A 15,452-nucleotide genomic window follows, 5' to 3' on the forward strand; every position below is an offset into this window, starting at 1 on the left:
ATAATTAATTAGTCTTTCTCTGCATCCACCAGGTGCATATTTATTAAATGGCCTCGATATAATGTTTAATTATTACATGTATTATCAAAAAAACGAGCGCCCGAAATATTTGTCGGCATTCTCCTTTGTTATTTTTAGCTTGGGCGGCATGCTATTTAGTTTACCCGCCTGTGCTGAAGACCCTGAACATGTTGAGTTCAGTGATTCTTTCCTCCGTTTTTCTGTTGATGCCAGTCGCTATAGTGAGGGCAATCCCGTTGCTCCAGGTGAGCGTAGCATTGATATCTATTTAAATGAGCAATGGATCGGGCGTCAGGCGATACGCTTTGAGTTGCCGTCGCCAGAATCTAAAGTGGCCCTTCCGTGTTTTGACTTAAAGTTGTTTGATGAACTCGGAATTGATACCACTAAGCTCACGCCTGATGTACTGAAACAACTGGAAACTGCCAGTGTTTGCTCATCATTGAGTACTCTGCTGGACGGTGGGAATGCCATTTTTGATGAGAATACCCAGCGGTTGGATATTCAGATCCCACAGGCTTCTTTAATCCGCCAGGCGCGTGGCTATGTTAATCCCAAATATTGGGATGATGGTGTGACGGCGGCAACGTTGAAATATGATTACACCGGTTATCGCAGTAATCAGAGTGATGCCAGCAGCCAGACTTATCAATATCTCGGGCTGCTAGGCGGATTCAACTGGCAAAGTTGGCGTTTATACTATCGTAGCGCATTAAATCGAAGTGACAGTCAGGGATTTGATTATCAAAATCTGGCCACCTACGCGGAGCGTGCGGTGCCATCCTTATACAGCAAAATGACGATTGGTGACTCCAATACTGATGGTCAGGTATTCGACAGTCTCAGCTATCGTGGCATTGAATTAAGCTCGGATGATCGTATGTTCGCTGACTCTCAGCGTGGTTATGCACCCGTGGTGCGCGGCATCGCCCGTACTAACGCCCGTGTCGTGGTGCGTCAACAAGGCCAATCTATTTATGAAACCACGGTGCCACCGGGGCCTTTTACCATCGACGATCTCTACCCTACAGGCCAGGGCGGCAATCTGATTGTCACTATTACTGAAGCTGATGGTAGCGAGCAGTCGTTTACCGTGCCATTTGCATCAATTGCCGAGCTATTGCGGCCGGGAACCACGCGCTATTCTTTAATGGCCGGTGAGTATCGTGATAATTCAATGGCGGAAAAACCGGCTCTCTTGATGGGAACCTTACGCCATGGCTTATCCAATTTAATCACCGGCAACGGCGGAGTAGTTGCGGCCGAAGGGTATCTATCGGCCTCTGCCGGGCTGGCGTTTAATACCCCCGTCGGAGCGGTGGCATTTAGTTTGACACAAGCGCAAACCAGGTTACCCGGTGAGAGTGATCAGAACGGTCAGAGTATGGGCATTACCTATGCGAACTCATTACCGCAAACCGATACCAGCCTGACCATCGCCAGTTACCACTATTCCAGTGACGGTTTTTATACGCCGTCAGAAGCGATGCGCATGCGTGACTATTTGCAACATGGCGAAGTTAATAACACTATTTTCAATTCAAGCCTGCCAGATGGTAATACCCGCTACGATGACAGTTTTAAGTATCGTCGCCGCAATCAGGCGCAAATCAGTATTACTCAAGGTTTGCCAGAGGGTTATGGTTCGTTTTATGCCAATGCGAATGCGCAGGATTATTGGGGCGGGCAGCGTCGCGATATGAATTTCCAGCTCGGTTATAATAATAGTTATAAGTCACTGAGTTATAACCTGGCTCTTAATCGGCTGCGCAATATGTCCAGTGGGGATTGGGATAATCAACTGAGCGTCTCTTTCTCCATTCCGTTGGGCAGCAAACGGGGTTCACCGCGGTTGAGCACCAGTTACACCAACACTCGTGACAGCAGTTCAGTTCAAACCGGGGTTTCAGGTTCTGCTGGCGACGATAATCAATTTAACTATGGTGTTTCAGCGGCGAATAACCGTACTGACGTGAACGGTAACTACAACACTGTAGGCGTGACGGGCAGTTGGCTGGCGCCTAAAACGACTATTGGCGGCAGTTATTCGAAAAGTAATGATTACGAGCAGGCCAGTGTCAATATGTCTGGTGGCATCGTCGCCTACGGTGGTGGTGTGGTTTTTGCCTCCTATCTGGGCGATACGGTAGGGATTGTTGAGGCCCCGGATGCTGCCGGAGCCCGTGTGGCCAACTACTCGGGGATGCGTCTCGATAGCAGTGGCCGGGCGGTGGTGCCTTACTTAAGCCCTTACCGACAAAATGATGTCGAACTGGATCCAAAAGGCTTATCGTCGGATGTGGAATTTAAAACCACCAGTCAGCGGGTTGCCCCTACTGCCGGTGCGGTGGCACTGGTGAAGTTTGAGACATCTAGTGGCTATTCGATGTTATTGACCGGACATCGGGCGGATAACACACCACTGCCGTTTGGTGCCGAGGTGAAAGATGCCACTGGTGCCAGTGTGGGCTATATCGCTCAGGGCGGGCAAGCCATGGTGCGGGTGAACCAGCAAGATGGACATCTGCGCGTGATATGGGGTGAGGGCGTTGGTGATAGTTGCGGCTTTGATTATAAATTACCCCGCGGCGCGTTGGTTAAGGGTGAATTCCGGCAGTTAGAGGTGATATGCAAATGAGTTCTTATCGGAATATAGCGCAATATTACATGGACAGGTTCTGTGGTGCAGCCAGTGATTCGATAGCGCACGGCTGCCGTCAACTAAAACAACTTTTACTGTGGTTACTGGTGATGAGTGGTTTAGCGATCAGCCATAATGCTAATGCCTTGGGCTCTGCCATGGATTGTGACTATAGCGGTACTTACTATATTTATGGCCCGACAACCACGCTGCGAGTTCCGCCCAACACTGCGGTTGGTTCGCCGATTGGTTCATGGATAAGCTTCCCCGCAGGGGGCTGGGTGTGCAAGATATTATCCACCTCAATGAATGACAGTATTAAGGCTGGGGCAGGGCTGTTCTCGCCGTACAGCATCGACCGGACAATCAACATTGATGGCAATAGTCACAGTGTATTTTCTTATACCGGTAAAGCTGGCTTAGGCTATGCACTGCGTTTTCGCGTGACCGGCGCAGGTTTCAGCAGCGACTGGAAGCCGATGAATGGCTTTAGCGCGGCAAATATAGTTTATTCCTCACCGCTGTTAGGCCCTATTCCTTACAACAATGGGGCTAATTTTAACTTGAACATAGAACTACAAATCAAGTTTGTTAAGATTGCCACGACATTAACCAGTGGATGGGCTGCCGCTTTTGACCCTGCTTATGCCTATAACTATCGCACCTATAACAATGGCACCAGTAGTTATCTTGAATCAACCCGCTACCGATTATTTGATTTTGCGCCAAATTCCCTGAATATCCAGTTAATGACACAGACCTGCACCACACCGGATGTGATTGTCAATTTACCGGATGTCGCCAGCAATAAATTTACTGGGATTGGCAATATTGAAGGGTTAAAATCATTTAATCTCAATTTTAATAACTGCCCCGGTGGATTGGCGGGTATTAATTATACGTTTGGCGCGGCAACTAATGTGCTGAATGCGGCAAATGGTGTGGTAGCGTTGAATAGCGGATCTACCGCCAGAGGCGTGGGGGTATTATTGCGTAGCCAGACAAATACACCTATCGTGTTGAATACCGAATACACCTTGAGCGGCTATAATTCAGCAAGCACGCAGAGCTACACCGTGCCGATGAACGCCGGGCTTTATCAAACTGAAAGCACCGTGCAAAGTGGTTCCGTCAACGGCGCATTTACTTTTACGTTGATCTATAAATGAAAACGTTTTCGTACTGGCTCATGCTGTATATCCGCAGGTTCACGCATCGGTACCACGTGTTTGCGGCGGTGACCCTTGCCTCCTTGTTGCTCACTACCACAGCGCAGGCGGGTATTGCTATTGGTCTGACCCGAGTGGTGGTTACTGGAGATGATAAATCAGGCAGCGTGCAGATCCTCAATAAGGGCAATCGCCCAGCTTTACTGCAACTGTGGGTTGATAACAATATTGCTGAAATGGATAAATCCATTGAGCAGATAAAGGTACCCTTTGTTGTTGATACTCCGGTGTTCCGCCTTGATCCTCAAACCAATAAATCTGTTCGCATTTACTATACCGGTACTGCCGGTCAACTGCCGTCTGATCGCGAATCGATGTTTTGGCTGAATGTATTAGAAGTGCCACCGAAAACCGCTTCACCGCAGGCTGCCGGCAATGAAGTACAAATTGCCTTCCGCTCACGCATCAAACTGTTCTATCGCCCGGCGGGTATTCCTGCCAGTTCAGAGGGGGTGCTTAACCAACTCTCTTTCAGATGGGTTCCAGAGGGCAGTGGCGGGGTCTTTCGTGTCACCAATCCGACGCCATTTAATGTGACATTCCAGACTGTGGAGATTGCGCAAAGTAAAAGTGCCGCGAGAACCCCGGTTAAGTTGGGGAATGACGATATGGTCGCCCCGAAAAGTAGCATCGATGGTGGGCTAGTCGGTAATCAAATTCCGGCTAAGAATATGACGGTATTCTTCTCAATTATTGATGATTTTGGCTCGACAGTGGAAGGTCAACAGCCACTACAATAACCCGCGTTGTTACTCCTTACTGCTGTGGCGAGACTAACGATAGCCCGCAAACAGGCAAACAACGTGGTTATAAGAAAAATCCTACAAATCAAGTGGATACAATTCATTCCTGCTTTGTTTTTCCTATTGGTCTCTCCGGCCACAAGTGATACCTTTCTATAATAATTTGGTGTGGAATAATTTCATTAACCATCCGCATAGCTAATTGCTGACTTTTCAGGGTCAATACACAGGTATATTTATGACGCTTTATGATATTAAACCGCGATTTCAGGCGCTGTTGCGACCGTGTTTGGCCTGGTTGTATCGGCGGGGGATTACGGCGAATCAAGTCACATTATTTACTCTGATTGCTTCAGTGCTGGTGGGCGGCTTATTGGCGTTATTCCCATCACGCATGATGTTTATTCTACTCCCCGTGTTTCTCTTTTTCCGTATGGCGCTGAATGCGATTGATGGCATGTTAGCGAGGGAGTTTAACCAGCAGTCACGCCTCGGCGCGTTGCTCAATGAGATTGGCGACGTCATCTCGGATATTGCGCTCTACCTGCCGTTTGCTTTGCTGCCTTATGCGCGTCCTGAGTGGGTTATCTTGGCACTGTTTCTGGCTTTTCTGACGGAGTTCTGCGGCATTATGGCGCAAACGCTGGGGCAGCCGCGAGGTTATCAGGGACCATTGGGAAAAAGCGATCGCGCCCTGTTGTTCGGCGCTTATGGGTTAGCAGTTGCTTTGTGGCCTGTCGCTTTAACCTTTTCCGCATGGCTGTTCGCTTTAGCATCGTTGTTATTGCTGTGGACATGTATCAACCGCTGCCGGGCAGCGCTAAAGGGCGAGGCGTAATATGGACTCGAGACTTGCTATCAGTCTGATGGTTATTTTTGGTCTGTTGGCGCTTGCCAGCGTGATTATCGTGATATTGATGCTGCGTTACCCGCAAAAAGAGTGGTTGGAGTTACGTCAGCGCATCACCAGTTGGTGGTTGATTATTATCGTTTTCACTGTAGCGATGGTTAGCCCGAAATGGCTGTCACTGGTTATCTTCGGTTTCATCAGTTTTCTGGCGCTAAAAGAGTTTCTAACACTGATATCAACCCGCCGCTCCGATAATATCCCACTGTTATGGATGTATTTGGCTATCCCAATTCATTATCTGTGGGTCGGCATAGGGTGGTACGGCATGTTCGTCATTTTCATTCCAATTTATGCATTCTTGTTCCTGCCCGTCAGGATGGTGCTGATTGGTGACACCAAAGGGTTCCTGCACGCAGCATCAAATATGCATTGGGGATTGATGACCACCGTATTTGCCTTGAGCCATGTGGCATTCCTGATGGTACTGCCTGGCCCTATTGGCACGCAGGGGGCACTGCTGGTGGTATTCCTGGTTGCGTTGACCGAACTGAATGACATTGCTCAATACCTGTGGGGGAAATCACTGGGCCGCATCAAAGTCACCCCCAGCGTTAGCCCGAATAAGACATTGGCCGGTTTGTTGGGGGGTGTGGCAACCACCATGTTGCTGGCGGCCATTCTGGGGCCGATTCTAACGCCGATGAATATCTATTTCTCTCTGTTGGCCGGATTACTTATTGGTTTGACTGGTTTCTGCGGTGATGTGGTGATGTCTGCGGTTAAGCGAGATCTTGGGGTGAAAGATTCAGGCAAATTATTACCCGGCCACGGCGGTATTCTTGACCGGCTGGATTCGCTTATTTATACCGCGCCGCTGTTCTTCCATTTTATCCGCTACTTTTATTACTGAGGCTACACTGTGAACCGACTTTTGCGCTGGTGTTTTACACTTTGTGTGGCGTATCCGGTGGTGCTGGTATGGCTGGGGGTTTCCGTTTGGCAGCGCAAGCAGTTGCCGCTGAACGGCCCGGCAATTGTGGTGGCGAATCATAATAGCCATTTGGATATCCTGACGCTATTTACCCTGTTTCCGCTGTCAACGCTATCGCAAGTGCATCCGGTGGCTGCCGCTGACTATTTCCTCCGTAATCGTGCCATGGCATGGTTCGCGACCAAGGTAATCGGTATTATCCCGGTGGTGCGCGGTGGTTCGACCAAGGGCAATGATCCCTTAGCGGGTTGCATCGAGGCGTTATCAAACAACAAAATTGTTATTCTGTTCCCCGAAGGGACACGTGGCGAGCCGGAGCAGTTTTCAGCGTTTAAATCGGGATTGTGGTATTTAAGCCGTCAGTTCCCCAGCGTCCCGATAACGCCGATTTATATGCATGGGCTGGGGCGGGCGATGGGCAAAGGGCAACACATTCCGGTGCCATTTTTTATTGATATCTATGTGGATAAACCTTTCTATTATCATGATGATAAACAGGTGTTTCGCACAGAATTGCAGCAGCGCTTTATCATTTTGCAACAACTTGCCACAAGGAAAATACCGTGACTCAAGGAAACCGTCTCGCGCAGGAACTGACGTTTAGCACCAGTGATAATGTTCCGTTATTCTACCGTTGTTGGCCTGCTGAGAGCGGCGTTGCCAAGCGGGTGATGGTGCTGTTTCATCGTGGTCATGAACACTCGGGGCGTCTACAGCATATTGTCGATGAATTGATGCTGCCGGATGTAACTTTTTATGCCTGGGATGCGCGTGGCCATGGTCAATCACCGGGTGATCGTGGTTATAGCCCAAGTCTGGCCCGTTCGGTGCAAGATGTTGATGAGTTTGTCCGTTTCGCCGCCGTGGATAGTGGTGTGCCGTTGCAGGACATTGTGGTGGTGGCACAAAGTGTTGGCGCGGTGTTGGTTTCAACTTGGGTTCATGATTACGCACCGAAAATACGGGGCATGATTTTGGCATCGCCAGCGTTTAAAGTGAAACTGTATGTGCCATTTGCCCGCCCAGGATTGGCGCTAATGCACCGCTTACGGGGTTTGTTCTATGTTAAATCCTACGTCAAAGGTAAGTTTCTCAGCCACGATGCATCACGGGTTACCAGTTTTGATAGCGACCCGCTGGTCAGCCGACCTATTGCGGTGAATATTCTGTTAGATCTTTACCGTGCGGCTGAGCGGATTGTGCAAGATGCCGCGGCCATTACATTGCCAACGCAACTGCTGATTTCCGGTGATGATTTTGTGGTTCATCGGGCACCGCAACTGAAGTTTTATCAGCGCTTAAGTAGCCCGGTCAAAGAACAACATATCCTACCCGGTTTTTATCACGACACCTTGGGCGAGAAAGAGCGGCATTTGGCATTCGATAAAATGCGGTGCTTTATTGAAAGCCTGTATACCGCACAATTGCCAACGCACAATTACCGCTACGAAGACCGCTGGAGTGCCAGTGCGGACAGCTACCGTGCACTGCAAGTGCCCCTGAAACCGTACTCCGCGGAGGGAATCTACTACTCTGCTTTGCGTTACGGTATGCAAACGTTGGGCCGCAGTGCAGCTGGGGTGCGTTTAGGGTTTGAAACCGGTTTTGACTCTGGCAGTACGCTAGATTACGTCTATCGCAATCAGCCGCAAGGCACTAACAAGCTAGGGCGCTACATTGACCAGCAATACCTCAATAGTATTGGCTGGCGCGGTATTCGTAGGCGTAAAGTACATTTACAACAGACGATTCAACAAGCACTCCAGCAGTTACGAGATAAAGGCATGGCGCTGCGAATTGTTGATATCGCGGCCGGTCATGGCCGTTATGTGTTGGATGCGCTGACGAACCAACCTGATGTTGAGCAAATCCTACTGCGTGACTACAGCGACCTGAACGTGGAGAAAGGGCAGCAGATGATTGTAGAGCGCAATCTGGCCGAGGTGGCGCGTTTCGAGAAAGGAGATGCATTTGATCGTGACTCGTTAGCCAATCTGGCCCCAAATCCGACGCTGGCGATCGTTTCCGGTTTATACGAACTCTTCCCGCACAACGACATGATTCAGGCATCATTGGCCGGGTTGGCCGCGGCAATTCCTGTCGGCGGTATATTGGTTTATACCGGCCAGCCGTGGCATCCGCAACTTAATATGATTGCCCGCGCATTGACCAGCCATCAAGGTGGTCAGCCTTGGGTGATGCGGGTGCGCAGTCAGGGCGAGATGGATGCGCTGGTTGAACAGGCCGGTTTTGATAAATGTCATCAACTGATTGATGAATGGGGTATTTTTACCGTATCGCTGGCGGTTCGCCGTGCCGATGACTGAATCTGATATTCGCTCGCCACGCAAGTCACTGTGGTGGCGTGGCGCATTATGGCTGCTGTTGCTGGCCCCGCTATTTTTTATTAGCTACGGTCAGACCAACCACTTTACGGCCAGCCGTATTGGGGTTGGCAGTGTGGTATATGATTGGGAGCAGCAGATCCCTTTTCTGCCATGGACCATCGTGCCCTATTGGAGCATTGATCTGTTGTATGGTTTGTCGCTGTTTATTTGCACTTCACAGCAAGAGCAGACGCGTCACGCGCTGCGGTTGGTAATGGCATCACTGGTGGCGTGCCTGGGTTTTCTGCTGTTCCCACTAAAATTCAGCTTTATTCGCCCAGTAACCGACGGGTCGTTCGGTTGGCTATTCCAGCAATTGGAAATGTTTGATTTACCCTACAACCAGGCACCATCGCTACATATTATGCTGGCATGGTTGCTGTGGCTACGATTCTGGCCGCACTGCAAAGGGGGATTCCGTTGGTTGATGAGTGGTTGGTTTGCATTGATTGCAGTCTCGGTGCTCACGACCTGGCAGCATCATGTGATTGATCTTGTTACAGGGCTGGCGGCAGGTGTGGTTGTCAGTTATCTGGTCCCGATAACGGGTGGCTGGCGTTGGCTACCGCCTTGTCGTTCATCGCTGAAACTGGCTTTTTACTATGGTGGCGGTGCCTTATTGGCAACTGGGCTGGCAGGGTGGCTGGGCGGCGGATGGAGTTTACTGTGGTGGCCGGTGCTGTCACTGCTGGCTGTGGCTGTGGGTTATTGCGGCTGGGGGGCTGATGTATGCCAAAAGCGCGCTGATGGCCGGATCTCACCCTCAGCCCGGCTGCTATTATGGCCTTATCGGCTAGGGGCCAGATTGTCGATGTATGGGTTCACTCGCCAGCTTCCCTCGGTAATTGCGGTGGCTGATGGGGTGTTTATTGGTAGTTATCCGCGATCCGACATATTGCCAGCAAGCGTATTGGATGTGACGGCGGTGTTTAGCCGCAGTCGTTACAGCCAGGGTAAACCTTATAGATGCTGCCCATTGATGGATTTAGTGGTGCCCGAGCAACGGCAATTAATGCAGGCGGTTACGTTACTTAATCAAATGCATCAGCAACATGGCACGGTGCTGGTTCATTGTGCTTTGGGCATGTCTCGCAGCGCACTGGTGATTGCTGCATGGTTGCTTGATCAGGGGCGGGTTGCGACGCCATTGGCGGCCGCTGAATTATTACGACAGGCCCGGCCGCAAGTGGTGTTACAGCCACAGCACTTACGGGCGTTGGCAGTATGGCAACAAAAGGAAACATCATGCTCAACCGGCCAATAGCGGGTCAGGTTCTGACTATTCATCTTGCCAGTTGGCGTTATCTGGCCGCACTGACGGTACCACCGATAGTCTTTGCCTTATGGGGCGCGGATAGTCCGGTCGCTACGTTGCTCTTGATGCTCGCGGGTATCACCCATTATTACTGTTGGCGCTTATGGCTTGATGAGCGGTTATTTGCCTTGCTGTATGCCAACTCAGCGCAAACTGAGGATTTTGATGCGGCGTTACAACATGTATGGCGTAGCAAGCCTATCAGCGGGCGCAGCCTGGACTCTCGCTGGCAGGGCGCTCGGAAATTGCTACAGCGCGCTATGTTCAGTGCGTTACTCTTGTGGTTGGTCATGGTGATAGCACCATTAACTGACCTGTTCTTAGCGCGTTAAATCCTGAAAAAGCAGGCCGTGTCGCCTGCTTTTTTTTGCGTAAAATTTAGATAGTGGGTTCCTGATTACCTAACTGTGTGATCACCAGTTCCACCTGTTGTTGCTGCAACAGTGCGGCCAGTTGTGACGGGGGAGAAACATTGGTAAACAGCGCTGTAGCTTTGGCAACATTACCAATTTCGACGGCGGCGGAGGCGTGGAACTTGGTATGATCGGCTGCCAATAAGATGTGGCGGGAATGTGCCATCATCGCTTTCACCACTGTCGCCTCATTAACATCAAACTCCAGCAGGCTGCCGTCGCTATCAATTGCTCCCATGCTGGTAATCAGATAGTCGGCGCGGAAACCTTCAACGAAAGAGACCGCACTGGGGCCAATAATGCCACCATTGTTTGGTCGTAGCGTACCGCCTGGCACCATCACTTCAAAATCGGTATTTTTATATAAAATGTGTGCCACCCTCAGGCTATTAGTAATAATCCGCAGGTGGCTGTGATTTATCAATGCGCGGGCGATATGTTCAACAGTGGTACCAATAGTGATAAACACCGTTGAACGATCGGGAATGTAATCAGCAATCGCCTCAGCAATGGCCATTTTCTCTTTAGTATATGAAAGCTCTCGCTGTTCAAACGCGGTATTCACGACGCTAGACGCTCGCCCGGCTCCCCCGTGATGACGGGTAATCAGCCCTTGTTCGCTAAGCTTACGGATATCGCGACGCACGGTTTGAGTCGAAACATCCAGCAATTGTGCCAATTCATCAATATTCATATAGCCACGACTGGCGATCAGTTGAATCAGTTGATCGTGGCGTGGGTTACCGGTTAGTTCGGTCAGACTCATGCTTTGCTCTCTCTCATTCATCATACTATTGTTTATTTTATACAAAATGCGTCAGGAAAGAGTCAGTTTGATCACAATCAGGTATTCCGGCCCGCCCACCGGGGCGGGTACATTTTAATGCCGCCACGGCATTAGCATAGCGCACTGCCGCAGTAATTGTGTGTTGTCGGCCCAGCGTTACCGCCAATGCACCATGAAAAACATCCCCCGCACCGGTGGTATCGACCACGACTACCTCAAATCCCGCCTGATGTTGCTGTTCGCCATTCTCCAGCCAATAACAACCCTTTTTACCTCGGGTGACATACACCTGTCCGTTTGTGTCACTGGCGGCTAATAAGAGCGCAGCGTCAGTGTCATTTTTGCCCGTCATTCGCTGTAAACCCGGCTCGGAGAAGACCGCGTGGTCCGCAAGAGCGACCAACGGGCGGATATCTTGCGGCGTGACATCAGCATCAAGTAGGGTGGTGATACCGGCTTGGCGGGCCAGTGTAAATGCGGTTAGCGCCCCCTGATGCCAACGGACATCCGCCAACACGACATCATAGTGGCTGAAATCTATCCCCGTCAGCCATTGGGCATCTTCTGGCAGGTCAGGACTGGGATGGTTAATGATGATGCGCTCCCCATGATGGTCGACCAAGACCGCCGACTGCGATGAACGGGCATTGGCGTAGCGGCGGCTAAGGGCGGTATTTACCCCATAGTGTTCCAGCTCATCGAGCAGAGTATTGCCCGTGGCATCATCACCTACCCGGCCAATAAAATCGACTTGCGCGCCCAGTCGAGCCGCCGCTACCGCTGCTGTTGCCGCAGGCCCTCCACCAATCTCACGATAATCATCCGCCACATATTTACCGCCGCTATCGGGCAGTTTTGCCAGGTAATAGAGGCGGTCCTGCACCGCAATTCCTACACATGCAATCCGGGTCATGGTTTCAGTTCCTTGGTTAGCCAAAAAAGGGCTGTTGATCACGATGTGACCATTTTAATTCGTTCAAATGTTAAAAGAGTGACGAATGTCAATTTTTTGACCATAAATTACAAATACGATCAAAAACAGACAAAATATTCCAATCAAGTGACGAAAAATGACATCAGGTGACAGGAGAGAATAATGGCACAGGTAGCATTCATCGGGTTAGGGCAAATGGGATCGCCCATGGCGCGTAACCTCATTAAACACGGGCATCAATTGCATGTTTTCGATACCAACCCCGGCGCGGTAGCGGTGTTGGCTGCGCTGGGTGCCACGCCATGTGGTAACGCAGGGCAGGCCGCCAAAGGAGCAGAGTTTGTTATCACCATGCTCCCTAACGGAGAACTGGTGCATGACGTGCTGTTCGGCAACGACGGCGTTTGTAGCCGCTTGTCACCAGATGCACTGGTGATTGATATGTCCACTATCCATCCATTACAGACTGACCGTTTGGCGCAACAGATGCAGGCCAAAGGGTATGGTTTTATGGATGCGCCGGTGGGGCGTACCTCTGACCATGCACAGGCCGGCACCTTATTGATACTGGCGGGGGGAACGCAAGCGCAGGTTGAGCGGGCAACGCCATTGCTGATGGCAATGGGATCTGAACTTATCAATGCGGGCGGGCCGGGGATGGGGATCCGCGTGAAGCTTATCAACAACTACATGAGTATTGCGCTCAATGCGTTGTCGGCGGAGGCCGCCGTGCTATGCGAAGCACTGGGACTGTCTTTCGATGTCGCACTGCAAGTGATGAGTGGCACTCCGGCGGGTAAAGGGCATTTCACTACCACGTGGCCAAATAAGGTGCTGAAGGGGGATTTAACGCCAGCGTTCATGATTGATTTAGCACATAAAGATTTAGGTATCGCTCTTGATGTGGCTAACCAATTGCACGTCACCATGCCGATGGGGGCTGCTTCCCGCGAGGTTTACAGTCAGGCCAGAGCCTGCGGGCGCGGGCGCCAGGATTGGAGTGCCATTTTACAACAGGTTCGCAGTCAGTCTGGTCTGCCAACAACCGAATGATTTCCGATTAATTGATTGTTTTTAAAGCGGCTGTTATCAGCACGCAGAGGGAGAGAAAATGTCTTATGTATCCGGTAATACCTTGATTCAACACGCATGGCAGCATGGCTATGCCATCGGCGCTTTTAGTGCCCACAATGCGGAAACAATCCGCGCGATCTTGCTGGCTGCCGAAGAGGAGCAGGCGCCCATCATGCTGCAAATTGGGCAGAAAGTGATTAGCGTCATGGGGTTAAAACCCATGAAAGAGATGGTTGATGCCTTTATGCACGACATTAGGGTACCGGTCTGTATCCATCTGGATCACAGCCGTAGTTTTGAGCAGACCATGGCGGCGGTTCAGGCCGGTTTCCAGTCGGTGATGTTCGATGGCTCTCACCTGCCATTCGATGAAAATGTGCGTATTACCCGCGCGGTGGCAGATGTCGCTCATGCCTTGAATATCGGCGTTGAGGGTGAAATTGGTAAAATCGGTGGTACTGAAGATGATATCTCAGTTGACGAAAAAGATGCCCTGATCACCGGTTGCGATGAAGCGCTACAGTTCGCCGAACTGACCACCATTGATTATCTGGCGGTATCAATTGGTACCGCTCACGGAATGTATAAGCAAGAGCCGAAACTGGCATTTGAGCGCCTGCAAGAAATCCGCGAAATCGTCAAGAAACCTATCGTATTGCATGGCGGCTCTGGGGTGCCGGATGAGCAAATTCGCCGCGCGATTACCTTGGGGGTTGCCAAGGTCAATGTCGATACCGAGCTGCGTCAGGCCTTTACCCAAGGGGTTAGCGAAGTATTGCATCAATCACCAGAGGAGTATGTCTTGGCGGTTTCTCTGGGCCACGGGCGTGATGTGATGAAACAAAAAGTGATTGAAAAAATCCGCTTGTTTGGCAGCCAGGGGAAAGCCGCTGCTTTTGCTGGCTAATCCTTTCTATCTATCGTACGGCATGGCGTTTTGCATCTGAACGGGCTGGCGACTAAAGCCGTACGAAATACGAGGTTGAGTGTATGACGACAATTCAACGCCAGCAATTTGGCGAGCATCAGGGGCAGGAAGTTTCGCTGTTTACACTAACTAACCGCAATGGTATGCGGCTTTGCGTGACCGACTACGGTTGTATCATCACCCAACTTTGGGTGCCGGACCGCCACGGGCAACTGGAGGATGTGGTGATGGGGTTTGATGATTTGACCGCCTATCAGGCCGGTCATCCGTTCTTTGGTGCCATTGCCGGTCGCTGTGCCAATCGCATTGCGGGTGGGCGCTTTAACATTGACGGGCAAGAGTATCTGCTGGCAACCAATGAACTGCCGACCGGGCAGCATTTGCACGGTGGCCTGCGCGGTTTTGATAAGTATGTCTGGCAGGCGCAGGAAGAGGGCGATGGTCTTATTTTTAGCCGCACGTCGCCCGATGGCGAAGAGGGATATCCGGGGAATTTACAGGTGCGCCACCGTATCGGCCTGACGGATGACAATGTCATGACCTTCAGTTTCGAGGCGCAAACCGATAAGGCAACCATCGTCAATCTGGTGAATCACAGCCATTACAATCTGCGCGGTCACACTCATTTAATTCACGACCAGCAACTGAAAATTGACGCTGACTTTATCACGCCAGTGGATGAAAGCAGCATGCTACCGACCGGCGAGATTGTCCGTGTTGCAGGCACTGCATTTGACTTTCGTAATGCCCGCCGCTTGGGTGATGCGATGCAACAGCGGCCAGCGCAGGATTTTGACATCAACTATGTGCTGAAAAAAAACGATTTATCGCAGAAAAATAGCACCACTCTGCAACCGGCGGCCACGCTGATTTGCCCACATTCAGGTCGGGTGATGGCGGTTAATACCACCTTGCCAGGTATTCAGTTTTATAACGCATTCAAGCTTTCTAACAAGGTATGGAATGGCAAAGCAGGGCATCGCTATCAGGCATTTTCAGGAATATGTCTGGAGACACAGGCCTTCCCTGACAGCATTCATCAGGGGCACTTCCCCGATGTCATTCTGCGACCAAATCAAAATTATTCTAGCTACACCGAACACCGTTTCAGTGTTGTCGCTTGAGCTGCGCCAACCGAT

General features: G+C 50.8%; 14 protein-coding genes. 12 read left to right on the plus strand and 2 right to left on the minus strand.

Features of this window, described 5'->3' with window-relative positions:
• Positions 1 to 76: 76 nt before the first annotated feature.
• The 9 genes from V2A85_RS09135 (at position 77) to V2A85_RS09175 (ending at position 10,509) form a co-directional block, all read left to right on the plus strand.
• Positions 77 to 2,659, plus strand: coding sequence for a fimbria/pilus outer membrane usher protein (locus V2A85_RS09135; RefSeq protein ID WP_420071284.1), 2,583 nt, complete (start codon positions 77 to 79; stop codon positions 2,657 to 2,659).
• On the plus strand, positions 2,656 to 3,831 hold the full coding sequence (locus V2A85_RS09140) for a fimbrial protein (protein WP_420071285.1): 1,176 nt from the start codon (positions 2,656 to 2,658) through the stop codon (positions 3,829 to 3,831). The genes V2A85_RS09135 and V2A85_RS09140 overlap by 4 nt, the downstream gene beginning before the upstream one ends.
• Positions 3,828 to 4,631 (plus strand): molecular chaperone, encoded by an 804-nt coding sequence (locus tag V2A85_RS09145; protein WP_420071286.1) that lies wholly within the window; start codon positions 3,828 to 3,830, stop codon positions 4,629 to 4,631. Before V2A85_RS09140 ends, V2A85_RS09145 begins: the two co-directional genes overlap by 4 nt.
• A gap of 241 nt (positions 4,632 to 4,872) precedes the next feature.
• A complete protein-coding gene (locus tag V2A85_RS09150) occupies positions 4,873 to 5,472 on the plus strand; it encodes a CDP-alcohol phosphatidyltransferase family protein (protein ID WP_372558633.1) in 600 nt (199 codons plus the stop codon).
• A 1-nt stretch (position 5,473) separates the two neighbouring features.
• Positions 5,474 to 6,394, plus strand: coding sequence for a phosphatidate cytidylyltransferase (locus V2A85_RS09155; protein ID WP_372558634.1), 921 nt, complete (start codon positions 5,474 to 5,476; stop codon positions 6,392 to 6,394).
• Between the two features lie 9 nt (positions 6,395 to 6,403).
• Positions 6,404 to 7,042 carry a lysophospholipid acyltransferase family protein gene (locus V2A85_RS09160; protein WP_372558635.1) on the plus strand — a complete coding sequence of 213 codons (639 nt, stop codon included), beginning with the start codon at positions 6,404 to 6,406 and terminating at the stop codon, positions 7,040 to 7,042.
• Positions 7,039 to 8,802, plus strand: coding sequence for a bifunctional alpha/beta hydrolase/class I SAM-dependent methyltransferase (locus V2A85_RS09165; RefSeq protein WP_420071287.1), 1,764 nt, complete (start codon positions 7,039 to 7,041; stop codon positions 8,800 to 8,802). The genes V2A85_RS09160 and V2A85_RS09165 overlap by 4 nt, the downstream gene beginning before the upstream one ends.
• A complete protein-coding gene (locus tag V2A85_RS09170; protein ID WP_420071288.1) occupies positions 8,795 to 10,126 on the plus strand; it encodes a phosphatase PAP2/dual specificity phosphatase family protein in 1,332 nt (443 codons plus the stop codon). The genes V2A85_RS09165 and V2A85_RS09170 overlap by 8 nt, the downstream gene beginning before the upstream one ends.
• Positions 10,108 to 10,509: a hypothetical protein gene (locus V2A85_RS09175; RefSeq protein WP_372558638.1), complete on the plus strand. Its 402-nt coding sequence runs from the start codon at positions 10,108 to 10,110 to the stop codon at positions 10,507 to 10,509. Before V2A85_RS09170 ends, V2A85_RS09175 begins: the two co-directional genes overlap by 19 nt.
• Before the next feature lie 46 nt (positions 10,510 to 10,555).
• Here V2A85_RS09175 and V2A85_RS09180 read toward each other — a convergent pair whose 3' ends face one another.
• Together V2A85_RS09180 and V2A85_RS09185 are read right to left on the minus strand one after the other, a co-directional pair.
• A complete protein-coding gene (locus V2A85_RS09180) occupies positions 10,556 to 11,356 on the minus strand; it encodes a DeoR/GlpR family DNA-binding transcription regulator (protein WP_372558639.1) in 801 nt (266 codons plus the stop codon).
• A gap of 37 nt (positions 11,357 to 11,393) precedes the next feature.
• On the minus strand, positions 11,394 to 12,290 hold the full coding sequence (locus tag V2A85_RS09185) for a sugar kinase (protein ID WP_372558640.1): 897 nt from the start codon (positions 12,288 to 12,290) through the stop codon (positions 11,394 to 11,396).
• 183 nt (positions 12,291 to 12,473) lie between these two features.
• On the opposite strand from V2A85_RS09185, the gene yihU reads away from it, so the two are divergent.
• The 3 genes from yihU (at position 12,474) to V2A85_RS09200 (ending at position 15,437) form a co-directional block, all read left to right on the plus strand.
• A complete protein-coding gene (gene yihU, locus V2A85_RS09190; RefSeq protein WP_372558641.1) occupies positions 12,474 to 13,364 on the plus strand; it encodes a sulfolactaldehyde 3-reductase in 891 nt (296 codons plus the stop codon).
• Positions 13,365 to 13,422: 58 nt separating this feature from the next.
• Positions 13,423 to 14,292: a class II fructose-bisphosphate aldolase gene (locus V2A85_RS09195; RefSeq protein ID WP_420071289.1), complete on the plus strand. Its 870-nt coding sequence runs from the start codon at positions 13,423 to 13,425 to the stop codon at positions 14,290 to 14,292.
• A gap of 83 nt (positions 14,293 to 14,375) precedes the next feature.
• On the plus strand, positions 14,376 to 15,437 hold the full coding sequence (locus V2A85_RS09200; protein ID WP_420071290.1) for an aldose epimerase family protein: 1,062 nt from the start codon (positions 14,376 to 14,378) through the stop codon (positions 15,435 to 15,437).
• Positions 15,438 to 15,452: the final 15 nt, after the last annotated feature.

The sequence above is a fragment of the Yersinia sp. 1252 StPb PI genome, from assembly GCF_048593885.1.
GTDB classification, from domain to species: domain Bacteria; phylum Pseudomonadota; class Gammaproteobacteria; order Enterobacterales; family Enterobacteriaceae; genus Yersinia; species Yersinia enterocolitica_E.

What these genes read in the sequence shown, in the direction of transcription:
- V2A85_RS09135 (WP_420071284.1), top strand. Translation starts at nt 77, where the DNA reads ATGTATTATCAAAAAAACGAGCGCCCGAAATATTTGTCGGCATTCTCC.
- V2A85_RS09140 (WP_420071285.1), top strand. Translation starts at nt 2,656, where the DNA reads ATGAGTTCTTATCGGAATATAGCGCAATATTACATGGACAGGTTCTGT.
- V2A85_RS09145 (WP_420071286.1), top strand. Translation starts at nt 3,828, where the DNA reads ATGAAAACGTTTTCGTACTGGCTCATGCTGTATATCCGCAGGTTCACG.
- V2A85_RS09150 (WP_372558633.1), top strand. Translation starts at nt 4,873, where the DNA reads ATGACGCTTTATGATATTAAACCGCGATTTCAGGCGCTGTTGCGACCG.
- V2A85_RS09155 (WP_372558634.1), top strand. Translation starts at nt 5,474, where the DNA reads ATGGACTCGAGACTTGCTATCAGTCTGATGGTTATTTTTGGTCTGTTG.
- V2A85_RS09170 (WP_420071288.1), top strand. Translation starts at nt 8,795, where the DNA reads ATGACTGAATCTGATATTCGCTCGCCACGCAAGTCACTGTGGTGGCGT.
- V2A85_RS09175 (WP_372558638.1), top strand. Translation starts at nt 10,108, where the DNA reads ATGCTCAACCGGCCAATAGCGGGTCAGGTTCTGACTATTCATCTTGCC.
- V2A85_RS09180 (WP_372558639.1), bottom strand. Translation starts at nt 11,356, where the DNA reads ATGAGTCTGACCGAACTAACCGGTAACCCACGCCACGATCAACTGATT.
- V2A85_RS09185 (WP_372558640.1), bottom strand. Translation starts at nt 12,290, where the DNA reads ATGACCCGGATTGCATGTGTAGGAATTGCGGTGCAGGACCGCCTCTAT.
- yihU (WP_372558641.1), top strand. Translation starts at nt 12,474, where the DNA reads ATGGCACAGGTAGCATTCATCGGGTTAGGGCAAATGGGATCGCCCATG.
- V2A85_RS09195 (WP_420071289.1), top strand. Translation starts at nt 13,423, where the DNA reads ATGTCTTATGTATCCGGTAATACCTTGATTCAACACGCATGGCAGCAT.
- V2A85_RS09200 (WP_420071290.1), top strand. Translation starts at nt 14,376, where the DNA reads ATGACGACAATTCAACGCCAGCAATTTGGCGAGCATCAGGGGCAGGAA.